This window comes from Deefgea sp. CFH1-16, from assembly GCF_016881365.1.
Taxonomy (GTDB): domain Bacteria; phylum Pseudomonadota; class Gammaproteobacteria; order Burkholderiales; family Chitinibacteraceae; genus Deefgea.
Window position 1 is genome coordinate 1,618,088 of sequence record NZ_WLYT01000001.1, and the last position, 22,194, is coordinate 1,640,281.

The 22,194-nt window shown below is 48.1% G+C and carries 29 protein-coding genes; 20 read left to right on the forward strand and 9 right to left on the reverse strand.

The annotated features are described in order from the left end of the window. Nucleotides 1-137 precede the first annotated feature (137 nt). Complete coding sequence (gene blaOXA, locus GKO28_RS08975) at nt 138-863, forward strand: class D beta-lactamase (RefSeq protein ID WP_182077443.1); 726 nt, start codon at nt 138-140, stop codon at nt 861-863. 285 nt (nt 864-1,148) lie between these two features. Here blaOXA and GKO28_RS08980 read toward each other — a convergent pair whose 3' ends face one another. Continuing rightward, the gene (locus GKO28_RS08980) at nt 1,149-1,349 is read right to left on the reverse strand and encodes a DUF2061 domain-containing protein (protein WP_182076036.1); all 201 of its coding nucleotides are present in this window, start codon (nt 1,347-1,349) and stop codon (nt 1,149-1,151) included. Between the two features lie 383 nt (nt 1,350-1,732). Between GKO28_RS08980 and GKO28_RS21340 the strand changes: the two genes are divergently transcribed. The 9 genes from GKO28_RS21340 (at nt 1,733) to GKO28_RS09015 (ending at nt 7,271) form a co-directional block, all read left to right on the forward strand. Beyond that, nucleotides 1,733-2,083: a histidine kinase N-terminal 7TM domain-containing protein gene (locus GKO28_RS21340; RefSeq protein ID WP_182076037.1), complete on the forward strand. Its 351-nt coding sequence runs from the start codon at nt 1,733-1,735 to the stop codon at nt 2,081-2,083. Beyond that, nucleotides 2,064-3,374 carry a diguanylate cyclase gene (locus tag GKO28_RS21345; RefSeq protein ID WP_182076038.1) on the forward strand — a complete coding sequence of 437 codons (1,311 nt, stop codon included), beginning with the start codon at nt 2,064-2,066 and terminating at the stop codon, nt 3,372-3,374. Before GKO28_RS21340 ends, GKO28_RS21345 begins: the two co-directional genes overlap by 20 nt. Nucleotides 3,375-3,444: 70 nt before the next feature. Further along, nucleotides 3,445-3,636 (forward strand): hypothetical protein, encoded by a 192-nt coding sequence (locus GKO28_RS19665; protein WP_247646445.1) that lies wholly within the window; start codon nt 3,445-3,447, stop codon nt 3,634-3,636. Continuing rightward, nucleotides 3,630-4,016, forward strand: a complete 387-nt coding sequence (locus GKO28_RS08995) for a cytochrome b (RefSeq protein ID WP_247646446.1) — start codon at nt 3,630-3,632, stop codon at nt 4,014-4,016. The genes GKO28_RS19665 and GKO28_RS08995 overlap by 7 nt, the downstream gene beginning before the upstream one ends. A gap of 454 nt (nt 4,017-4,470) precedes the next feature. Next, nucleotides 4,471-4,629 carry a hypothetical protein gene (locus tag GKO28_RS19670; protein ID WP_247646447.1) on the forward strand — a complete coding sequence of 53 codons (159 nt, stop codon included), beginning with the start codon at nt 4,471-4,473 and terminating at the stop codon, nt 4,627-4,629. A 10-nt stretch (nt 4,630-4,639) separates the two neighbouring features. Continuing rightward, nucleotides 4,640-5,542 (forward strand): 3-deoxy-7-phosphoheptulonate synthase, encoded by a 903-nt coding sequence (locus tag GKO28_RS09000; RefSeq protein ID WP_307839094.1) that lies wholly within the window; start codon nt 4,640-4,642, stop codon nt 5,540-5,542. Nucleotides 5,543-5,714: 172 nt separating this feature from the next. Then, the gene (locus GKO28_RS09005) at nt 5,715-6,689 is read left to right on the forward strand and encodes a cysteine desulfurase family protein (protein ID WP_203564052.1); all 975 of its coding nucleotides are present in this window, start codon (nt 5,715-5,717) and stop codon (nt 6,687-6,689) included. Between the two features lie 70 nt (nt 6,690-6,759). Next, entirely contained in the window at nt 6,760-7,020 is a 261-nt protein-coding gene (locus tag GKO28_RS09010; RefSeq protein ID WP_203564053.1) for a hypothetical protein, read from the forward strand. A gap of 71 nt (nt 7,021-7,091) precedes the next feature. Then, nucleotides 7,092-7,271: a hypothetical protein gene (locus GKO28_RS09015; protein ID WP_203564054.1), complete on the forward strand. Its 180-nt coding sequence runs from the start codon at nt 7,092-7,094 to the stop codon at nt 7,269-7,271. A 62-nt stretch (nt 7,272-7,333) separates the two neighbouring features. Here the strand turns inward: GKO28_RS09015 and GKO28_RS21350 are convergent, their stop codons facing one another. From GKO28_RS21350 to GKO28_RS21360, 3 genes are all read right to left on the reverse strand, one after another. Then, nucleotides 7,334-7,588 (reverse strand): agmatine deiminase family protein, encoded by a 255-nt coding sequence (locus tag GKO28_RS21350; protein WP_307838971.1) that lies wholly within the window; start codon nt 7,586-7,588, stop codon nt 7,334-7,336. A 103-nt stretch (nt 7,589-7,691) separates the two neighbouring features. Beyond that, on the reverse strand, nt 7,692-8,129 hold the full coding sequence (locus tag GKO28_RS21355) for an agmatine/peptidylarginine deiminase (protein WP_203564055.1): 438 nt from the start codon (nt 8,127-8,129) through the stop codon (nt 7,692-7,694). Nucleotide 8,130: 1 nt separating this feature from the next. Then, nucleotides 8,131-8,448, reverse strand: coding sequence for an agmatine deiminase family protein (locus GKO28_RS21360; protein WP_203564308.1), 318 nt, complete (start codon nt 8,446-8,448; stop codon nt 8,131-8,133). Between the two features lie 106 nt (nt 8,449-8,554). On the opposite strand from GKO28_RS21360, the gene GKO28_RS09035 reads away from it, so the two are divergent. The 5 genes from GKO28_RS09035 (at nt 8,555) to GKO28_RS09055 (ending at nt 11,368) form a co-directional block, all read left to right on the forward strand. Continuing rightward, on the forward strand, nt 8,555-9,448 hold the full coding sequence (locus GKO28_RS09035) for a LysR family transcriptional regulator (protein WP_182076039.1): 894 nt from the start codon (nt 8,555-8,557) through the stop codon (nt 9,446-9,448). A 116-nt stretch (nt 9,449-9,564) separates the two neighbouring features. After that, nucleotides 9,565-10,272, forward strand: a complete 708-nt coding sequence (locus GKO28_RS09040; RefSeq protein WP_182076040.1) for a PPC domain-containing protein — start codon at nt 9,565-9,567, stop codon at nt 10,270-10,272. Between the two features lie 99 nt (nt 10,273-10,371). Then, nucleotides 10,372-10,578: a hypothetical protein gene (locus GKO28_RS09045; RefSeq protein ID WP_182076041.1), complete on the forward strand. Its 207-nt coding sequence runs from the start codon at nt 10,372-10,374 to the stop codon at nt 10,576-10,578. Further along, a complete protein-coding gene (locus GKO28_RS19680; protein WP_247646449.1) occupies nt 10,553-11,020 on the forward strand; it encodes a hypothetical protein in 468 nt (155 codons plus the stop codon). The genes GKO28_RS09045 and GKO28_RS19680 overlap by 26 nt, the downstream gene beginning before the upstream one ends. Nucleotides 11,021-11,173: 153 nt before the next feature. Continuing rightward, nucleotides 11,174-11,368: a DUF1289 domain-containing protein gene (locus GKO28_RS09055; protein WP_182076042.1), complete on the forward strand. Its 195-nt coding sequence runs from the start codon at nt 11,174-11,176 to the stop codon at nt 11,366-11,368. Here the strand turns inward: GKO28_RS09055 and GKO28_RS09060 are convergent. From GKO28_RS09060 to GKO28_RS09075, 5 genes are all read right to left on the reverse strand, one after another. Next, nucleotides 11,365-11,709, reverse strand: a complete 345-nt coding sequence (locus GKO28_RS09060) for an endonuclease (RefSeq protein WP_307838972.1) — start codon at nt 11,707-11,709, stop codon at nt 11,365-11,367. The two genes, GKO28_RS09055 and GKO28_RS09060, sit on opposite strands and share 4 nt — an antisense overlap. Then, nucleotides 11,697-12,260, reverse strand: a complete 564-nt coding sequence (locus GKO28_RS19685; protein WP_247646451.1) for a hypothetical protein — start codon at nt 12,258-12,260, stop codon at nt 11,697-11,699. The genes GKO28_RS09060 and GKO28_RS19685 overlap by 13 nt, the downstream gene beginning before the upstream one ends. A gap of 611 nt (nt 12,261-12,871) precedes the next feature. Continuing rightward, nucleotides 12,872-14,236 (reverse strand): pyridoxal phosphate-dependent aminotransferase, encoded by a 1,365-nt coding sequence (locus tag GKO28_RS09065; protein WP_182076043.1) that lies wholly within the window; start codon nt 14,234-14,236, stop codon nt 12,872-12,874. A gap of 72 nt (nt 14,237-14,308) precedes the next feature. Then, nucleotides 14,309-15,451, reverse strand: coding sequence for a cysteine desulfurase family protein (locus GKO28_RS09070; RefSeq protein ID WP_203564057.1), 1,143 nt, complete (start codon nt 15,449-15,451; stop codon nt 14,309-14,311). Between the two features lie 55 nt (nt 15,452-15,506). Further along, nucleotides 15,507-16,250 carry a hypothetical protein gene (locus GKO28_RS09075; RefSeq protein WP_203564058.1) on the reverse strand — a complete coding sequence of 248 codons (744 nt, stop codon included), beginning with the start codon at nt 16,248-16,250 and terminating at the stop codon, nt 15,507-15,509. An 854-nt stretch (nt 16,251-17,104) separates the two neighbouring features. On the opposite strand from GKO28_RS09075, the gene GKO28_RS09080 reads away from it, so the two are divergent. The 5 genes from GKO28_RS09080 (at nt 17,105) to GKO28_RS09095 (ending at nt 21,908) form a co-directional block, all read left to right on the forward strand. Beyond that, complete coding sequence (locus GKO28_RS09080; protein ID WP_182076044.1) at nt 17,105-17,302, forward strand: heavy-metal-associated domain-containing protein; 198 nt, start codon at nt 17,105-17,107, stop codon at nt 17,300-17,302. Between the two features lie 125 nt (nt 17,303-17,427). After that, a complete protein-coding gene (locus GKO28_RS09085; protein ID WP_282099263.1) occupies nt 17,428-19,203 on the forward strand; it encodes an HAD-IC family P-type ATPase in 1,776 nt (591 codons plus the stop codon). After that, nucleotides 19,184-19,867, forward strand: a complete 684-nt coding sequence (locus GKO28_RS21365) for an HAD-IC family P-type ATPase (RefSeq protein ID WP_282099264.1) — start codon at nt 19,184-19,186, stop codon at nt 19,865-19,867. Before GKO28_RS09085 ends, GKO28_RS21365 begins: the two co-directional genes overlap by 20 nt. A 109-nt stretch (nt 19,868-19,976) precedes the next feature. Beyond that, entirely contained in the window at nt 19,977-20,411 is a 435-nt protein-coding gene (gene cueR / locus GKO28_RS09090) for a Cu(I)-responsive transcriptional regulator (protein ID WP_182076045.1), read from the forward strand. 153 nt (nt 20,412-20,564) lie between these two features. Further along, a complete protein-coding gene (locus GKO28_RS09095) occupies nt 20,565-21,908 on the forward strand; it encodes an esterase-like activity of phytase family protein (protein ID WP_182076046.1) in 1,344 nt (447 codons plus the stop codon). The last annotated feature ends 286 nt before the right edge of the window (nt 21,909-22,194 follow it).

Below are 22,194 nucleotides of genomic sequence, written 5' to 3' on the forward strand. Positions count from 1 at the left end.
TGGCATTATTACAGCGTCGTTCGGCCATATATGATGCGGCAAAATACGTGGCTCATTCATGGGTGCCAAAATTTTATGCCGCGTTTAATCAGTTTGATTTTCCTATTTATTACTAGCCAAAGTTTTTTGCAGTTGATATCAAGCCCAGCCCGCAAGTCTCAGCACAATTTAAAGCGGCGCACGCGCAAGGCACGTTTGTATTGTTCGACGTGAGCGGGCAGCGCTTTAGTGGGCATAATGCTAAGCGCGCGCAGACGCCTTACTCACCAGCTTCAACGTTTAAAATTCCCAGCAGTCTGATTGGTTTGACGACAAATGCAGTTAGTAGCGTGGATGAAGTTTTTTATCGCTATGACGGTACCCCGCAGTACTTAAAATCATGGGAACACGATATGGGGTTGCGTGGTGCGATTGCGGTATCAAATGTGTCGGCCTATCAAGAGTTGGCACGGCGCATCGGTTTGGCATCCATGCAGCAGCAATTAGATGCCTTGCAATATGGAAATCGAAAAATTGGCGGTGGCATCGATCAATTTTGGCTTAACAGCTCGCTAAAGATTAGCGCCATCGAGCAAACGCAATTTTTGGCGCGTCTAGCGCAGGGGACATTGCCAAATGCAAAGCAGCAGCAAGCCGCTGTGCGCGATATTATCCGTTTAGAAAGTGGTCCAGATTGGGTGCTGTATGGCAAAACGGGCTGGACTGGTAGAACACAACCATCGACAGGTTGGTTTGTCGGTTGGGTAGAGCAGAAGGGCAAAATTTATAGTTTTGCCTTGAATATGGATATACCGAGTGCCGCAGATTTACCCAAACGCATTGAGCTCGCTAAAGCCAGCTTGCGAGCATCTGGCTTGATGTGATGTTTAGCGTTTGTTCGTATTCGGGGCTGATCTTTTAGTTTTTTTACATCGCGTGAAGTCACGATGTTTTAAAGTAGTTTCGACAATAATCACGGCGCTGGTGCACCATCGCCTGATGCTGGCTTAAGCCAAGCAAGTGTTTCACCGTGGATAATAAACGGTATCTACCACGCCAAAATTACTAGTGCGCTGATTTTTGCACTATTGATTTTGGCGGTATTCGCGCTTGGTTATAAATCTTTATTAAAACAATATCTTCGTCGCTCATGATGATGATACATGGCTTCACGTGAGGAGTGTGTCTGGTTTGCTGCTGCTTGAACGGTAAGCATCCCACGCTTTTTCATGGAAGAAGTACGCCACGGTATTGACCATCGGTTCAATCAAAGCCAAAAAGCCCGCCATACCTAAACTGCCGGTAATCAAGTACGCCACGCTAAATGCCACGGTAAAGTGCACCATTGCAAAAGTAATCGTCTTAGCCATGATTTTATCCTGTTCGGTCAATTGGTTTGATTTGCAAATGATATTCGTTCTCATTTAAAAGGGCCAGTTGAATATTTGCACAGTTTTCATAGCAAAAAACTATCAATGTGCTGGTGCTGATTCGCAAAGCAAGCTTAGACTCTGATTTGCAAGGCGCTGCGATCACAAATAACGATGACAGTTGCTGCACGCTATCCGTCGACAAAGATCAACACGTTGTAAGCATCAAGCAGTAAAGCATCTGCCGATGCTAGATTGTCTATGAAATTAGACAGCTAGCCAGTGAATCGAATTGAATCGGCAGCGATGCTTTACAATCAGAAAATGAGCACTTACTCCCTATCTTTGATCACTATTCTGAGTGGTCAATACAGGCCAAAGCGATGAATTGGCCGGCATTTTTATTATTCAGCTGCGCGATCTTTACGCTTGCGTTGGCGCTATTGACTGCGCGGCGTAATGCATTTCCTGCAAAATTCTATTATGTTTGCATGCTGCTCGCTTCCGCATGGTGGAGTGGCGCCGCGGGGATGGAAAACTGGCAAACTGCACCGGCAGATAAAATTCTATGGGCCAAACTGGCGTGGCTAGGCATTGTGACGGTGCCTTGCTATTGGACGCTATTTGTTTGGGCCTTTGTCAAAGGCGATAATCGTCGTCCAACTTGGTTTGGGCAATTGGCGCTGTGGTTGATGCCGCTGCTAACCTGCTTGATTGCTTGCTTTTACCAATGATCAGCATCATTGGCTGTATTTGAGCACATTACCGGTGAGCGAAGCGCCGGGGGCGGCAATTCGCTATGAACATGGCCCATGGTTTTATTTATGTGCCTTGTATTTATACGGTTATATGACCTTGAGTATGTTGGTTATTATTAATGCCCTGGCGCGCGCCAATGCACTGTATCGACAGCATTATCTCGGTCTGGTCGTCGCGATGGCGGTTCCGTGGTTAGCCAATGCCGCGCATTTAACCGGATTGGTCACGCTGTTTGATTTTGATCCAACACCGTTTAGTTTTTTCGTGATGGGCGGGATTTTTTATTGGCTCATTACCCGTCGACAATGGTTTGATTTATTGCCGATCGCACATGATGTGTTATTTGATGCCATCCCCGATGCTGTTTTGGTGATTAATGATCAGCAGCAAATCGCTAGATTGAATCACGCCGCGCGAGCGTTACCCAATATGCCGGCCAATGCAATTGGTCTGCCGCTCAAACTACTACCTTCTTTCGATCATTTATTGCCGACTTTATGGGATCGATTACTCCCGGTGGAGTTTGAGTTGCAATTGGGCGACGCGTATTTTGATTTGCGCTCGGTTACCATTTACTATTTGCAGCAGCCGATTGGTCTGTTGCTGGTGCTGCGTAATATCACTCATCATAAACAGAGTCAGTTGGCTTTACAGCAGGCGCTGATTTCACTCGAAGCGCAATTGGAATCGAACGCGCAACTACAGCAACAGCTGCACCAAGCGGCGATTCTGGATCCATTAACTAATTTGCATAATCGGCGCTTTTTGGATGAAGTCACCCCTCATTTACTCAGCCAAAGTACTCAGCAACAGCAAGTCATTAGCTTGGTGATGATCGATTTAGATCACTTTAAAACCATTAATGATCACTATGGGCATAGCGCAGGCGATGAAGTTTTACGGCATATGGCGCAATTATTACGCCGCTATAGCCGGCAAACTGATCTGCTATTTCGTTTGGGCGGCGAGGAGTTTTTAGTCATTTTGCCCGATACCAGCGCCGCCCAAGCCTTGCGACTGACTGAAGGTTGGCGCGAACAATTACGTGCCCAACCCGCTTTAGTCAATGGCACACCAATGCCAGTGACTTTTTCGGCAGGGATTGTCGAGGTCGCCTATGCCAGCAATACCTTAGATACGGCCATCGCTTATGCTGATATGGCCTTGTATCGGGCTAAAGATGCGGGTCGCAACCGCAGTGAATTAGCCAGCCCAAAACATAAAATCGCGATTGAACCCTTGAGCACCACGGCAATGTTTGACTAATGCTTGCATTTAGTCGTCAATAGACTGAAAGTTTGTATTAAATCTAATCACGCACTTCTTGGGGTAAAACATGCTAAAAAATACTCGCCATAGCTATGGCAAAGTAGCTCGGCTATTGCATTGGCTCTGTGCCATCGCGGTGATTACGGCTTTGGCGTGTATTGAGCTCAAGGGGTATTTTCCCAAAGGCGATCCGTGGCGCGGTAATTTGCAAATGGCGCATATTCAAGCAAGCAGGCATCATCGTTTTTTTGGTTGGTAATCCCACGCTTTATTTGGCGCACCGCCAATCGCACGCCGCAGATTACGCCCAGTCCAGCACCCTTGATTATGAAAGTCGCAGATTTAACGCACTGGGTTTTATATGCACTTATGTTTTGCATGCCGATTTTGGGCGTGGCCTTTATTCAAGGTTTTGGTAAACCGGTAGATTTTTTCGGTTGGATTTTGCCAACGCTGTTCACCATGACCCCAGAAACCGCCAAAGACGTGAAAGACGTGCATGAATTTTTGGGCAATGCGCTGCTGTGGTTAGTCATTTTGCACGTCGGCGCTGGGCTGTGGCATCAACGCATTATTAAAGACGATACGATGAGCCGAATGATAGGGCCGATACGTAACGATGATTCATCGTTGCTGTAATGCCGATCTTGCGATGGCTTAGACCAGTTGAGCTTAGTTGCTGAGCCACGCTGGTTGGTCTGGGGCTTAACAACCCGTCCAAGCGCACCGAGTGAGTCAGAGACAAACAGTTTTATCGTTTGGCTCACGATCGATCGAGGGAACAGCGGAGCTGGGCGCGCGCTCGGGTCGCCTTTCTTTCCCCCTCTTTCTTTGGCGAGTCAAAGAAAGAGGGAGCCGCCACTGACTGCGACTGTAAAACAATGTGCCGTAGGCACTTAAATTAAAATCATCAAACCTAATCTAAATCCCCGCAATTTGAATGGGTATTGCCATCTAGGCTTTATTTTTAAAAATCTACCTAGCAATACCTATAGTTTGTATGATTTTCCCGATGCCAAAAGCATGACTCGTGCTCGACGGCGCAACGCCTTCGTTTATACTCATTGGCTTTCCTCTTTTGATCGACTTCACGATGAACAGCCAAGACTTAGAGAATATCAACGTCACTTCGTTTGACGCGATGCCCTCACCCGAAGAATTACATGCCCGTTTACCGCTTTCTGAATCCGCCGCCCAAGTGGTGGATGCTGGCCGTGAAGCCTTAAAAAAACATTCTCGATCGACAAGATGATCGATTGATTGTGGTGGTTGGCCCGTGCTCGATTCATGATCCCGTCGCCGGTTTAGAATACGCGCGCCGCTTGAAGGCACTGCAAGCCGAAGTCAAAGACAGCTTATTGCTAGTGATGCGGGTTTATTTTGAAAAACCACGCACCACGACCGGTTGGAAAGGCTATATCAACGATCCATTTATGGATGACTCATTCCAAGTGGATTTGGGGATGGAAAAAGCGCGGCGCTTTTTGCTCGACGTGTGCGAGCTAGGTTTGCCGACCGCCACCGAAGCGCTCGATCCGATCTCGCCACAATATCTGGGCGATTTAATTGCCTGGACGGCGATTGGCGCGCGCACCACCGAATCGCAAACGCATCGTGAAATGTCATCCGGCCTATCCACGCCAGTGGGTTTTAAAAATGGTACCGATGGTGATATCAGTATTGCGATTAATGCGATTTTATCCGCTTCGCACCCGCATTCATTCTTGGGCTTGAACGGCCAAGGCCGAGTATCGATTGTGCGTACGCGTGGTAATCAATACGGGCATGTGGTGCTGCGTGGCGGTGATGGTCGACCAAACTACGACACCGTATCGGTGGCAATGGCCGAGCAAGCGCTGAAAAAAGCTAAATTACCGTGCAATATCATCGTCGATTGCTCGCATGCCAATAGCTATAAAAAGCCGGAATTACAGCCACTGGTGATGAATGACGTGATTAATCAAGTCGTCAACGGTAGCCAAGCTTTGGTGGGCGTGATGATCGAGTCGAACTTGGTCGTTGGCAACCAAAAAATCCCCGCTGATTTATCGCAATTGATTTACGGCTGCTCGGTCACCGATGGTTGTATTGATTGGGCCAGTACCGAAAGCATGTTGCGCGACGCCGCGCAACGCTTGGCCGCCGCCAAAGCAGCTCGGGCTTAAGCCAATAAGCTGGGGCCTTATCGCCTCAGCTTATGCTCATCTGGCCATCTGTTGATGGTGATCTAACTTTGGCCGATTGTGGGTTCGCTGGGTAATTTGTCAGCCGTTTGCAGATTGAATTGCCTGATCATTGGTCGCACAATGGTTCAATCCAAATTAAAGGTGAGCCCCGATGACTGACGCGACTGCCACACACTGCAGTGAAATTTATCTGGATGCGAATGCCACCACGCCGATTTTGCCTGCGGCGCAAGCGGCGATGATTCGGGTACTTAGCGATAATTTTGGCAATCCGGGCAGCTCGCATGGCGCGGGGATTCGGGCGCGAATTGAGCTCGATCGTGCCCGCGCTGCCGTTGCTGAGGTGCTGCATGTGCCTGTGGCTGGTTTGATTTTTACTTCCGGCGCCACCGAAGGCATTCAAACTGCGGCGCTGTCGGCACTGCATCCACAACGTGGTGCGGCTGCGGTGCGGGTGTTATACGGGGCCACTGAGCATAAAGCTGTTCCCGAGGCGCTGGCGCATTGGGGCGAAATTTTGGGCCTCACGGTCGAATTACTGCCGATTCCGGTTGATCAACAAGGTCGACATGATTTGTCTTGGCTGGCTGAAAACGCCAAGGGCGCCGCCTTGGTGTGTACCATGGCGGCCAATAATGAAACCGGTGCCATTAGCGATTTAGCCGGCATTGCCCGTGTGCTCGATGCGCTGCCAGTGCGGCCCTTATGGTTGGTCGATGGCGTGCAGGCTTTGGGCAAATTGGCCGTCGATTGGCTGGGCTTACGAATTGATTATGCGCCGTTTTCGGGGCATAAATTACACGCCCCCAAGGGAATAGGCTTGCTGTATGTGCGCGCTGGTGCGCCATTTACGCGGCTATTGGCGGGCGGCGGGCAAGAGGGCAATGCGCGCTGTGGCACTGAAAACCTCCCCGGCATTGCGGCTTTAGGTGCGGTTTGCGAAGCGCTGTTGGCTGGGCAGTGGCAAGCGGGTGCGCTCGTTGTGGCGCAGCAACGGCTGAAAACCGCGCTGCAACAAGCCTTTCCGCAATTGGTGATCAATAGCCCTAGCCAGCATTGTTTAGCCACGACGATTAATTTTTCTTTACTCGGCATTCCCAGCAAATGCTTGGCTCGATCTGTTTGACGCGCTGGGTTTACGGCTCAGTGCTGGTTCGGCGTGCAATAGCAAAAACGCCAAACCGAGCTTTGTGTTAATGGCGATGGGCTTAGGGGAAGAGCGCGCATCGAGCGCGATTCGGATGTCGATCTCACCGAACGTTTGTGCCGCCGATATCGACGCCGCCGTCGAGCGAATTGCCCTCGCCGGACACATTCTGCAATCCCATCTGAACGATATGCTGCAGCTGGAACAAGTGGCGTTGCCAGACGAAGACCTAGAACTCTCTAGCCGCTACGCGGTTACCGCCGAGCAATTGCCCCCGCATGGATTGCCACGCATCCGGCTGGGGTTTTAATCGATATTCGTGAGCAATGGGAACAAGCCGCGTGTTGCCCATCGCTTGGGCTGGCCATTGCCGCGCAGCCATTGAGCCAATTGGCGACTTGGTTAAGCCAGATCGCGCTCGATCAGCCCTTGTTACTTGCCTGCCGTAGTGGCCGGCGCAGCGGGCAACTCCTCAGCCTAATGCGCGGCAAAGGCTATACACAAACTTGGCATTTGGCCGATGGCCTTGCTGGCTTGCCGATGCCAAGTGCTGCTGACTAATTGGGTATTGCCATCTAGATATTATATAAATTGATCTATGTGGCAATACCTCAGTTATTTGCTTAGGCTATTTGCTGCTGGGTGGCGCAATGAATGCCACCACCGCCGGCGGCAATGGCATCGATATTCAGTTGAATCACATCTCGGTTAGGAAATAAATCGCGCAGCGTATCGCGGGTATTGCGATCGGTTTTGCTATCGCCAAATTGCGGGCAAATCACGGCGTGATTGCAAACATAAAAATTAATATAACCGGCAGTAAATTCATCATTACTAAACTGCTGGCGAATTGAATTGGGCCCTGGTAGTTCGATCACTTCCAGTTTACGGCCTTTGGCATCGGTGGCGGCGCGTAATATATTTTTAAATGCCGCCGTGTGACCGCGTAATCGTAGGAATCAGGGTCATGATCGATATGCGCTACAACCACACACCGGGCTCGGTAAAGCGGGCATAAAAATCGGTATGGCCGTCGGTAATATCGCGGCCCGCAATGCCGGGTAACCAGATGATTTTGCTGAGCCCAAGCAAACGCTTTAGCTCGGTTTCGATGTGGGCTTTGCTCACGCCCGGATTGCGATTGGCATTGATTACGCAGCTTTCGGTGATGATGGCGCTACCGTCGCCATCGACTTCAATTGCGCCGCCTTCCAGCACCAAACGCGTGGCTAAAGCGGTGACTGCGGTACTGTGAATCATCATTGCCGCAACGCGTGCATCACGAGCATGGCTTTGTTTATTGCCCCAGCCATTAAAATGAAAATCAATCGCGCCAATCTGGTGCTGCTGATTTTTAACAAACACCGCGCCGGTATCGCGAATCCACAAATCATCAATTTCTTGCACGATCAGCTGCACACTACTGCCGCATTGCTGTGCGGCGATATCGTAATCTGCCGCTCGCAACCAGCATATTGACCGGTTCAAATTGCGCAATGGTTTTGGCAATGCTGGCTAAATTGGCGCGTGCGCCATGCATTAGTCGCGGCCCCCAAATCGCCGCTTGTGGACCATACGCCATCCACGTTGCACGATGCGCCGCGGCTTCATCTGGCATGGTCCAGACGGTGTCGCTATTGGCGTGGGCTACGCTGGGCAGTGAAATCCCCACGCCAAGTAGTAAGCTGCTACCGGCGGCACCGAGCGTGTGTTTTAAAAAACGGCGACGTGGATGCATAGGGTTTCCTTTGGGTGGCTGTGAAGGTATAGCGCATTGTTACGCTATTTATTGATGAAGAAAAATGATATTTTTAACAATAATTTATCAATATTTCTCATCAATCATGGCCAAACTACCGTCATTTAAATTATTAATGGGTTTTGAAGCCGCCGCTCGATTGGGTAGCTTTTCGCGGGCTGCCGATGAATTGTGCTTATCGCAATCGGCAATTAGTCATCAAATTTTGCAATTAGAAACGCAGCTAGCGCAGCCCTTGTTTTTACGCGTTGGTCGTGGCGTTGAGCTCACTGTTGCGGGCGAGGTGTTGCTGCGCAGCGTGCAGCAGCGTTCGCTCTCGGTGCTAGCTGGGGGTTTAGCGCAAATTGACACCTATCTTGACCCCGGACTGGTGGTGATTGTTGCACCAGCGGCATTGCTGCAAGGTTGGTTACAGCCTCAATTGGCCGCGCTGCAAGCGGTGATTCCCGAGCTATGTTTGGTGCTATCGGTGGATGAATCGGCGCGGTATATCGACGAGGTTGACGTTGATTTACTGATTAGCCAGCGGCCGTTACAGCAAGCGGGAGTACAAGATCACACTTGGCTCAGCGATGAATGGGTGGCCGTGGTTAGCCCGCAGCGCATGCCTGAATTACAAGCACGGCCAGTTCATCTGCATCATCAAGTGATCGGGCTGATTTCATTAGAGGTCGATTTTCAAAACGATGGCCCAAGTCATCAGTTTCGTCAGCAATTGGCTGCTTTTCGCCGGCGGCGAATTTATGACGATGTGCGTTTGCAGTTGGATGCCGTTTGCCGAGGTGATGGGATGGCCTATGTGTTACGGCGGCAAGCCAGTGAGTATTTGCAAACTGGGCAATTACTGATTTTGCCGGACTATCCGCGTTTAGCCGCCGCACCGTGGATTTTATCTAGCGTTGCTGGCGCACCGCGTGCTGAGATTGTGCGCCAAGTGCGGGATTTTTTGCTGCAAGCAGGTGAGCTTGAGGCCACGTAGGTGGTTGCTGACATAAAAACTTGCGATTGTTTCTAGTTTTGGTAATCATAGCGCTGCACCGCGTTTTTTTAAGCGCGGGCTTTGCATGATGCTGTGCGCCAATTTGGAGCTTACCTATGTTTCTTCGTGCATTTGTTTTGAGTGTCTGTGTGTTGTTTCCCATTAGCCTAGTACAGGCGCAAGAGCTCACCACGATACCAGTGCATTTTGCTAAAGGGCAATCGAGCACGGTGTTAAAGGGGCAGATTAAAGGCTATCAATACATCGATTACACCTTGAATGCCAAAGCAGGGCAAAGGCTCACGGTGGTGTATACCAGCCGCCAGCTCAGTAGTTATTTCAATATTTTGCCACCGGGTTCATCAGACGAAGCGATATTTGTCGGCGCAAGCGCAGGCAATGCGTATCGCGGCGCGTTGCCTGCCAGTGGCGAATATACGCTGCGGGTTTATATCATGCGTAATGCCGCACGGCCTAATGAAACCGCGAAATTTACCCTCAAAGTCGCCATCGATACGCCGCCAGCAGACGCCAAAGTCAGCGGTACGCCTTACCATGCCACCGGCACGATACCTTGCGTTGTTCAGCAAAGCCGAGAATGCCAATTTGGCGTAGTGCGACAAGGGCAGGGCTCGGCGGAGGTGACGATACAACTTGCGCAGGGGCAACGCATTATTCGTTTTGACCATGGTACTGCAACGGGTTATACGGCAACGCCGATGCCGCATGGCGACTTTAGTCAGCAAAAGCAAAAAGACGTCAGTCATATCAAAATTGGTGCGGAGCAATACGAAATTCCTGATGCCGTGATTGATGGCGGCTAATCTATAGAGGTATCGGTTAATCGTGTTCGGTGGCTCGCTAAGCGTGTAGCACCGAGTTGGCTGGGGATGATTGTGGCGGATTTGGCCGGGAGTCAAAAAATGCGTCTGATCTTGGGGATGGTGTTGCTCAGCTTGAGTTTGGGCTGCGCGGCACAAAAACTACGTTTGCTGGCGACAGAATATCCACCCTACACTTCGCCCGCCATGCCCACGCAAGGGGCAATGATTGAGGTGGTGCAAAAAAACCTTAGCGCCGCACTATCAATTGGAAATTGTTTTTGTGCCGTGGGCGCGGGCGCTGAATGAATTAAAAGCCAATCGCGCCGACGGCATTATCGGGGTGTGGCCCAATAGCTATGTGGATCGGGGCTTTCGGGCGTCGAGCCCGATTTTTATCAGCAAACTGGGCTTTTATGTGCCCACCGCGCAGCGGGTGCCGCTATTAGATTTAACTCAATTGCGGGGGCGGATTGCGGGTGGGGTCCGCAATTATGGCTATCCAACGGCGCTGTATAAAACCGGCGTGCACATTGATGTTGCCAACGACGATCAAAGTAATTTAAAAAAAACTCGCGGCTGGGCGAATTTCTTTTGCGATTTTAGAAAAAGCCGTTGGCGAATATTTGCTGTCGCAGCCGGATTTAGTCGCTATCGCCCCCAAGGTGAGCTGGCAAGAGCCTGCCTTTGCCGAGGCGGCGCTGAGCATTGCGTTTGCGCCAAAAGCCAGCGCGGCACTGGCCGCATTTGAAACCGCGCTACGCCAGCTCACTCTATCGGGTGAACTCCAACAAATCGCCAACCGCTACCAAATCGATCTGCCTGCAGATAGCAGCGCCGCCCCCTAGTGCTTGCCAGCCGCCATGCAATCGCGTTCAATACGCGTTTTTTTGCAGGCTAGGCCATGACTGTCGCATCACCGTGTATTCAGCAATGCAAACTTGATTCGGCTGGCCAATATTGCCTTGGCTGCCGCCGCAGCTTGGACGAAATCAAAGCGTGGTCAACCAGCAGCGACGCTGCCAAACACGCCGTTTGGCAACGCCTAGCCCGCTTGCCGCCCAGCGCGCCAGCAAACTCAACGAACTCAACGAATTAAGCCGGGCAATATTGCGCTAATAGCTCAGGGTTGCTCACCAAAGGATTGCCGCTGCCTTGTAACCCGACAATGCGCTTGTCGCGTTTGATTTCCCACGCATCCACCGGATAGGTTTTGGCCCAAGCGCACATCAGTTGGCGATCTTGGCGGCTGAGGTTGAGCTGGTATTGCTGGTGCATATACAAAGTAATTCGCGCGGCGCGGCCGCGCACTTCTTCGCGGGGCTGCACTTTTTTGGCTTGAAAATCCACAATCGTTTGGCAACTGCCATACATCGGCTGTGGATTACGCGTCCACGCGCTAAAGGCGTAATTGCTGCGATCACCATTCACCTCGCCCACTGCTGGCACCAAATTGACCAAATCACCCTCGGCAATTTGATAGATAACATCATTTGCGCTGCAATTTTTGCGCCCCCGCCGTTTTTCCAGCATTGGCGTTGATGACCAATCACCCACGCTGGCACCACATGCTCCCATTCCAAGCGGCGCGCCCGTTCGGCATTTTTACGCGGCTGATAATTACAACTGGCCCAGTCGATGACTTTGCCGGAGTATTGGCAGCCACAGTAGAAATCTTCTTCCATACCGGCAAATACCCTAGGTAATATCTTTTTGGCCTGCTGAAAATCCCGATGCCCAACCGGATTTTGCCGAGTCGCCATCACCACGTTTTCGGCATTGAGCGGTGCTAAATCGCCCACTGGTGGTGGCGTGGGCGAAGTCAGCGCCGCCAAACCTTGCTCGGCCCAATCGCCAATTTGCTGCACGCCAGCGCTATTAAAAAATTGCTTAATTTGCTCCGTCGCCTGCGTCACGCAGCCGGATAAAGTCAGCGTCAACACGCCGCTAAGCGCCAACGACATCACGCGGCGAGAATTTAAAAAAGACATGGGGAATCGATCAAAGAAGAGAGAAAAACAATTGAAGCAGTGACAATACCGCATGGATTCAATTAAACCGCCGACAGTATAAAATCGTCGTCAGAAATCAACTAGGGTATTCGTAAGATTTGGCACGGTAATAAGTACGAAACCAATCGCACCGCGCGCCTCACTTTGGATCAGAGATGGCAGTTTATACGGATAACAAGTGAATAACATTGCCTAACAATTTCAAAACCATTCACTCGCGATGAATGAGCTTTGCTTTCGGCTGTTTGTTAATTGAATTGGAGTCTTTGCTTGATCATTATGCTGATTGGTTTATCTCAAGTGCATGCCGAAACACCGCCGATTTGCATGAAGTTCGACAGTCAGATTACTGGGAACATACGAAATAAGTCGCAACCGATGCATGCTGCGGTATTAGTGGTTGGATTAAAGATGAAGACCTTGAAGATCAATCAGCAGAATCACTAGGGTTGTTATGAGCTTAATTCTCCGCTGCGAAGCCGCAGCTACGAAAGTCATTGATCATATTTCACGACGTCAGTAGTTCAATGACACTGAATAGGTTTCCATTCATGGTGAGCATGTCAAGTTATAAATGGAAACCTAATTCGTTATGCTGCAATATTTAATTTGAGAATTGCTTCTCGAAGTCTTGGAATCGTTGCTGCGATTTGTTCTGGCGCGATAGTACAAATAGCCGCTCGAAACCAATTATCTGCTTCAATTGAAGTTGTACCAAAACTAGTAAATGGAACTATCGCAATTCCTGCCTGATCGATAAAATACAAACTAATATCTTTTGCAGTTTTTATTTTTTTTCCATTCGGCATCACCTTGTTTTTTAGATCAAAATTAATAGAGATATAAATACCAGCCATTGGCAGCATAGAGTCAACGGGCAAGCCTTCTTGCTTCATAGTCTGAATTGCCGTATGAAGTACAAGCATAGAATTAAGTATTTTGTTTTTAAATAAATGTAAATAATCTAGAAGATATTTATCATTTTTTAATAAAGCTGCCATTGCTAGTTGCTCTGCTTTAGGCGCTATTGCGCCGATATGTTCTATCATTAATTTCATTTTATTAATGACTAATTTTGGTCCCATCGCCCAACCAACTCTAATGCCTGTCGCGGCAAAAGATTTTGAGCCACCATCAATAACGATCAAATAATCTTTTATTTCAGGGCAAAGTGAAGCGGGGTTGTAATGCTCAGCATTCTGCGTCAGCATCCAATATATCTGATCATAAATAAGGTACAACGGCTTCTCAGAATACATTAAACGCCTTTTGTTTTCATAGATGACTAAATCACATATTTCTTTCAAAACTTGCTTGGAAAACATGGTACCGACGGGATTCTGTGGGGAGCATAGCGACAATACGCGAGCTTTTTTTAATGAAAAGCTAAGATCACGGGCCGTTGGTAAAAAGTGATTCGCTAATGATGTCTGTATGGCCATCGATTTGGCACCACACATTTTTGCATAGTACATATTATTCCAAGATGGTGCTGGATAAACTACCAATTCACTAGGACTCACTAAGCTTAATAATGCTGCATACAATAAAGGCCGTGCGCCACCTGATATAATTATTTCGCCAGATGGATCGTAATCGACATTAAAATTTTTACGCGTCAATTTTGCGATTTCTTCGCGTAATGAATATACACCCTCTAGTGGTGGATAATCATTATGCCTTGCTTCATACGCGTTCTGGATTTCTTGCCGTAGAAATGCAGGAATAGGAAACTGAGTCGTATCAAAATCACCAATAATCAAATCACAAATTTCTTTCCCTTTGGAAATTTGCTCTTGCACATAAAATTCAAGCTGAATTATTTCAGAATAATCCAATTCGTTCGCCAAATTAGATAATTTATTTTTCTCAGTCGACGCAATTGAAAATTTTGTTGCCGCTGATAAGCTTGAATAAATCGTGTCGGTTTTATTCAATAAAGAATCAATAAACATTTTATATCCTACTCATAACTTAAATGAGGAGCTGTCATATGTAAAACTCTTTTTACTTCTGCTAACGTAAAATCAATTTCTTGATCGGTAGTTTTTTTTTCCTAAGCTAAAACGAATAGTGGCTTGTGCCAAATCATCGGGCAAACCGATCGCTGCCAATACATGGCTAGGAGATAAGCTACTTGAAGAACACGCAGAGCCAGTACTCACAGATATACTTTTCTTCAACATGCTGAGAAGTTTTTTTCCATCGGTATTTTTGAATGAAATGTTGCTTACATGGGGTAGCCTAGAATCTGTACATCCATTAATTTGTACATTGTTTAATATGGATAATTCTTGCTCTAATTTATTGCGCTGTTGGGCAATACGTTCTAATTCGCCATTTTTTAAGGCTAGACAAGCTATTTCAGCTGCTTTACCAAAACCGACAATTCCCGGTACATTCAACGTGCCCCCCCTCATTCCTTGTTCACTACCTCCGCCAGTAATCTGAGGTAATAGATCAACCACTCTTTTACCTTGTTGATTCCGTAAATACAGCGCACCTACACCTTTGGGGCCATAAATCTTATGTGCAGAACAAGTCAGAATATCAATTGGGCATTGCTGTAAATCAATATGAATTTTACCCAGTGCTTGAGTGGCGTCGGACATAAATAAAATATCATTTTTTTGAGCAATAGCGGCAATTTCATGTATAGGATTAATCGTCCCTAATTCATTATTTGCATACATCACAGTAATTAGAATTGTTTCATTGGTAATTAATTCTTTTAGTCGTTCAATATCAAAACTGCCATCTGGTAATGGATCAATATAAGAAATTCTAGCTCCTTTGCACTCTAAATCTTTTAACGTCATTAAGATGGATGGGTGTTCTATTGATGAAGTGATAATATGCTTGCCTTTGTTCTTGCAAGCACGAAAGACCCCTCTAATTCCTAAGTTATTACTTTCTGTCGCGCCTGAAGTAAAAACTATCTCTTTCGGCTGCCCACCAATTGAATGAGCGAGTTGTGCTCTCGCCTGTTCTACCGCTTGGTATGCATTCCATCCATGCAGACCAAACATACTGGCAGCATTGCCAAAAGTAGTACAAAAATAAGGTAACATCGCTTCTAAAACAGCTTCATCACAAGGCGTGGTCGCATTGTAATCAAGATAAATAGGTAAATTTAGTTTTTCGGTATTCGAATTACCTAGCAAAGACATTTTAACGCTCCTAAATTAATTTATTTTAAATTTATGCACTGAGATAAAATGGTTTTTAAAAAATCTCAGATAAATCCATTTCAAAATTGCTCATGGTTTTCAATATATAATTCTCATGATCAAAATCCGACAAGAAAACATTGCTAATTTTAACTAGGCTATGGTTTGTTTGTTCGCGCTGTAAAAATAATTTTAACCCCACCTCTGTCCCAGTAATTACTTTGTTGTAATCTTCTGTTTCTGAAAAATCAATAATGTGGAAAGCATTAGTGTGTGGGTTTAGTTTTGATATCTTTTGATAAGTATCTTTGTAATGCTGGGCCATAATTAGTGGGCATTTAGCAGTCCAAATATCTTTCATTTTTGATTCGGCCAAAGTTATTTTTTGACCTTGTTCATTTTTAAAAATAATTTTTTTAAGGCCTGAGGTTTCTTCGATCGACAGTTCTGGATAAAGATGCATCGAATTAGCAATTATTTTTCTTAAGGCTTGCAAACCGCGATTCTTGCAATTGCGCTCACCTTGAAGTAGCAATTTATCACGCTTCACAATACTGTATTGTGCTAGTACGTTTTCTAATTCATTTGGCAGTTTTTCAGGTTCAATGGATTCCACATTAGCGAGGGGACTGGAAATGTCACACACTTCGGCTCCGCACTGCAAACCCAAATCATCAATTAATACACCAAGTACAACCTTTAATTTTTTTTTATGTTGAACAATTTGAATTGTTGGCAATCCGTAATACTTTATGCAAAGATTCAATTGAAAATTCTGTGATTGGGTAACGTGGATCATAATGTCCACCCTCTAAATAAAAAGCCGAGACGATGGGGATAATTAATATTGACATCATCATGAATCATTTTTAGTAAAACACGCTCTACATTCCCGACTAACTTTTCTGTTAATTGCATTTATCGACCTCTAGATTTTCAATTAAAAATTGATAAGTAATGTTATTTGAGGCTTAAGTCATCACAGTGCGATCAGCATTTATTTTGATAAAGCTTGACCCGCTGTAATGTGCTTTCTTAATGGTTACGTGAAAGTAACATGAGCATGGAGATACTAGGGTTTACCATTATGGTAATGTCAAGCTTTTGTTCGATGCATCGTTCTCAGTGGCGATATCGCAACAACTGGATCGCCCTTGAAAGAGGGATGGCTTGTTGCTGATCAAATCATGTGCAGTTGTCAGTTCAGGGATTAAGGCTGTAAGTTTGAGCGACGAATAAAGCGGTGCTGTATTTCGGCGAAGAATCATGCCCCTATTTGGGGAAACGTGGAGCTCAAATTTTCCTAGCGCACACTCAGTTGTGACGCCACAGCAAATCCAAGCATCCATGGCAACGGGGGCGTGTGTGGTCTTGCGGTGTTCCAAGACGCGTTCACTCGGCGACGCAAATATAAAAGCGGAGTGGGCTGCTTGGGGTTGTGTCAGTCAATGAATCGCGAGCAGCCTTTTGCGAGGCGGTGTTTCACCGCGCTTAATGCTTGTCCCTGCTTGGATGAGAGTTAGATGCTGACATTGGCATTGGCATTGGCATTGGCATCGGATAGTGCTGCTGCAACCACTCTTGACTTTCCCACTATGACAGCCTGCATAGTGAATTTACGGTCAATTGATCGGCATAATAAAGGAAGCCCCAATGTATAGCCTTAAAGTTGAAAAATTAACGTGTAGCAGATGCGTCACCAAAATTAATAATGCGCTGAAGTCTGTTGACGATAGCGCTGAAATTGTCATTGATCTTGCGCTTAGTCAGCTTCAAATTACCACTAATGCGTCGCTGGAAGCCGTGAGAGCATCACTTTTAAATATGGGTTATCCAACCACCGTCCTCTAAGTATCACTAGCCGCTAAGCGCTTCAGATCGGCGCGCTTAGCATGCACTCGCCAGTTAGCGCTTGACCTTGCCGCAATGGGAAGGTTGAAACTACCGCCATGATGACTATGGAAGGAATCGCAACAATGACCCCATCTGCCTTAGTAATGAGTTCGAATCGATTATTAAAATTTGATATTGATGGCATGAGCTGCGCTAGCTGCGTTTCTCATATTGAGAATGTGCTACGCAATACGCCTGGCGTCGTGAATGCCAATGTTAATTTGGCCATGGAAAATGCCCAAGTTACTTTGCAAGACGGCCACTCTGAGGCCAGCATACTCGCCGCAGTGAATGCGGCAGGTTATCAGGCAAGGCAAGTAAATGCCTTAGCAGATACTGAAGTTAAAATGAATATTCAGGGCATGAGCTGCGCCAGTTGTGTTGCCCATATTGAAAGTGTGCTGCTCGCTAGCCACGGCGTTGTTTCGGCCGCAGTGAATTTAGCCACAGAAACCGCCCAAGTGGTAATAAAAGCCGGAGTCGCTCCCAGCACCTTATTGGATGCCATTGCAGCAGCAGGCTATAAAGCCAGCCTAGTTCTTGCCAACAGCCCCAGCTCCGCTCGTGAATCAGCGCCAGCGCTATGGCCGATCTGGCTTGGTGCCTTATTATCTTTGCCACTGGTTTTACCCATGCTGTTGGAACCCTTCGGTTTTCATCACAGGGCATTGGCAGCGTGGATACAATTTTTACTCGCCACCCCTGTGCAGTTTGGCTTGGGGGCTCGATTTTATCGCTCGGCATGGCAAGCGGTACGAAATCGCCGTGGCAATATGGACTTATTGGTTGCCCTTGGCACCAGTGCTGCCTATGGGCTTTCGGTTTATCACTGGTTATTTGAGTCATCGACTGGGAGTCCGGGCGCTTTGTATTTTGAAGCCTCTTCCGTCATTGTGACCTTGGTGTTATTGGGTAAATGGTTGGAATCACGCGCCAAACAAGAAACCACCGCCGCCATTCGAGCGCTGCAGGCATTACGTCCAGCCACTGCACGATTGCGCCAAGCTGATGGTCAGACGATTGAAGTTGCATTAGAACAGCTGCGCTTAGGGGATCTGGTGCTTATTTTACCTGGCGAGCAAGTGCCAGTTGATGGCGTAGTGCGTGAAGGTCAAAGCGAGCAAGACGAATCGATGCTCACCGGAGAAAGTATCCTGATCAACAAAGAAATCGGGAGCAAAGTCACCGGCGGAGCCATTAACCATGATGGTGTCTTGCTGGTAGAAACCACGGCCTTGAGTACGGAAAGTACGCTGTCGAATATTATTCGCATGGTGGAAGATGCTCAGGCGGGTAAAGCGCAAATTCAGCGTCTTGTCGATCAGGTTAGCGCCGTTTTTGTTCCGGTGGTGCTCGTGCTCGTGGCTGGCATTGATGACGTGCTTGGGGTGGTGGTATTGGGGCGGCCAACTAGAAACCGGCATTGTGTATGCCGTTGCCGTGTTGGTGATTGCATGCCCTTGTGCTTTGGGCTTAGCAACCCCACCGCGATTATGGTAGGAACGGGGGTGGCGGCCAAATTTGGCATCTTGATCAAAGATGCAGCAGCTTTAGAGTTAGCGCATAAAGTCGATGTGGTGGTGTTTGATAAAACTGGTACTTTAACGCAAGGCAAGCCTAGTCTTGTGCAGCTGATTGCACTCGACAACGACCAAACTCGGCTATTGGAGCTTGCTGCGGCATTGCAACGCGGAAGCGAGCACCCATTAGCGCAAGCGGTTCTTGCCAAAGCTGACGAGCAGCAACGCTTCAAAGCAGAAAACATTCAAGCCTTACCTGGCCGCGGTATTGCTGGAGAGATTCTCGGGACGCAGTATTTACTGGGCAATCAAAGACCTGATGCAAGAGCATCACGTTGATACTGCGGCCATGCAGCAAGCACACCAGCAAGCACAGGCGAACGGCCAGACCGTATCATGGTTAGTGGCGCAAAATGAGGCGCAAAGTCCTAAGCTCATCGGCATGCTGGCCTTTAGTGATCAGCTAAAAAGCACCGCCAAAGACGCGATCATTCAACTTCGCGCTTTGCAGGTAAAAACGGTGATGTTATCGGGAGATAATCGAGCCGCAGCATTACGGGTTGCCGAACAATTGGGCATTGATCAAGTGATTGCCGAGGTTTTACCACAAGAAAAAGCCCTGCATATCGAAGCGATACGCGCTCGGGGTCACGTTGTGGCGATGGTTGGGGATGGCGTGAACGATGCACCTGCACTCGCCGCTGCCGATGTTGGTATCGCGATGGGAACGGGAGCCGATGTTGCAATGCACGTCGCCGGTGTGACCTTGATGCGGGGTGATCCACAATTGGTCAGCCAAACCATTGCAGTCTCGCGTCTGACCTATAGAAAAATCCGGCAAAACTTGTTTTGGGCTTTTATTTTTAACACCATTGGCATTCCTTTGGCCGCATTCGGCCTGCTCAATCCAATGATTGCCGGCGGGGCCATGGCGTTTTCGAGTGTGAGTGTTGTGTCTAATGCTTTGTTATTAAGACGCTGGGGCCCAAGGCGGCAAAAATAATATGGCATATCTGTTTTTTTACGATTAAATCAGCCGGTCAACGCTGGCTGTAATCCGGGCGAGACAACGACGCAAGCAATTGCTTGCTTAATCTATCAGAGGACAATTGATGAATATCGGACAGGCAGCAACGCTCAGTGGTCTGAGTAGCAAAATGATTCGGCACTATGAAAGTATCGGCTTGATAAAACCGAAAGGACGCAGCGCTGCAGGCTACCGAATTTATAATGAGTTTGATCTCAGCCAACTGCGTTTTATTCATCAAACTCGGCAATTTGGCTTTTCACTAGAACAAATTGGCCAATTACTGATGCTTTGGAACAAAGAAGATCGCGCCAGTATTGACGTAAAAAAACTCGCCGAACAACACATTCTGATGCTCAATTCAAAGATTCAAGCCATGCAGCAAATGCAAAGTACCTTGGCGCAATTTGTTGAAATTTGCCCAGCCAGTGATGATCCCAATTGCCCAATTTTAAATGCATTAGCCGGAGGGCAGTGGCATGTATCAGAGCAATGCTGCGCGCCGCATGAACTGATTTAATCGCGATATGGTCAATCAGTCGATCGCCCTCTAGTCATCGGCGGGCATAGACGGCGCTAGAAGCTTTTTATGCTTGCAGATTAAGTTGTCATCGATATGTCATTGAACTGACTTAATATCGCAATCCATCATCAATTCTTTTGCGGGTTTGGCATGTTGAAGTTATCGCTCATTACTTTATTGCTCGCTGGTGCTGCCCATGCGGCGCCGTTGTTTGAAATGCAGCAGGTCGATCATCCGGCGATTGCTTCGATTGAGCGCTACACCTTGCAAAGCCCAAGCAAACAAAACATCGCTTATCACGGCGAATTTGCCAGCGCCTTTGCCCAAGGATTTAGCTTTGCGCCGGGCTCGGGCTTGGGACTTAAAAAAATGGATCGCGATGGCACTTTGTATTTTTGGGCGACCGGTGATCGCGGCCCCAATGGTGACGCGCCTAAAGTGCAAGTGGGGGATAAAAAGCGCGAAGCCAAATTCTTTTTGGCCCCCGATTACGCGCCGCGCTTTGCCGAAATCAAAGTTCGCCGCCAGCGTTCTGCCGACGTGATCTCCAGCAAGCCGTTTTTAATTGACGGCCAAGTCGCCAGCGGTCTGCCGTTGCCGCAAGGCCGCGTTGGCGCTACTGGTGAAGTGGCACTGAGCGACACCCTGCAAACGCTAGACGCCAGCCCACGCGGTATTGATCCCGAAGGCATTGTCGCCGGCAAAAAAGGCCAATTGTGGGTGGTGGATGAATACGGCCCATTTTTGCTGCAAGTCGATGCCGCCAGCGGCAAAGTCTTAAAGCAACTCGCCCCCGGCGCGGGCTTGCCTGATGTGCTTAAACATCGCCAAGCCAATCGCGGCTTTGAAGCCGTTGCCTTCACCCCGAATGGCAAAGTGTATGCCATGCTGCAATCGACACTGAATATCGACGGCGAAACCAAATCTAGCGCCCAATTTATCCGCTTGGTTGAGTTTGACCCAAGCAGCGGCGCAACGCGCACTTTGGCTTATCCTTTAGATGCCGACATGTATAAAAAAACCGGCGACGCCAAAATTGGCGATTTGGTCGCCATCGACAACACGCATTTTGCGCTGATTGAGCAAGGTAAAGGCAAAGATAAAAAATTGCGTAATGTGCTGTATGTGATTGATATTGCCGGTGCCGACACGCTTGCCCCCATCGCGGGCAAAGAACCGGAATACGCCAGCAAAGCCGATTTAGCCAATGTCAAAATGATTCGTAAACAGCAAGTACTTGATTTGCGCGAATTGGGCTGGCAAGCGGAAAAAGCCGAAGGCCTCGCCCTATATAACGGCGGCCTTGCCATCATGAACGACAACGACTTTGGCCTAAAAACCGAACTCGCCAGCGGCAAAGACGTCGATGATGTCGTCATCGACAACGGCCAACTCCCCAACAACGAACGCCTGGTGGTTAAACCGAGTAACGAAGCCACCGACCTGTGGCTACTCAACCTGAAACAACCCCTGAGCCACTACTACCCAAAGTAAACATATCGCCGACTACCCTCGAAGTTTTGCCCCGCGGATGCGGGGCTTTTTTATGGGTATTGCTAGCTAGGCATTGATGATGATGGTTTGCGGTTAGATACATCGATAAGCTGGGCAGAGGGAGGGTTAGCCTTAAGGTGTAACTCGCCAACCCGCTGCCAACATCGCCAATCCGCTAGGGTGGAATAAACGAAGTGCATTCCACCTTGCTACCCCACGAATTGGTGGAATGCGCGATGCTTATTCCACCCTACTTGCTGGTCTGCGGCTAGATACATCAATAATG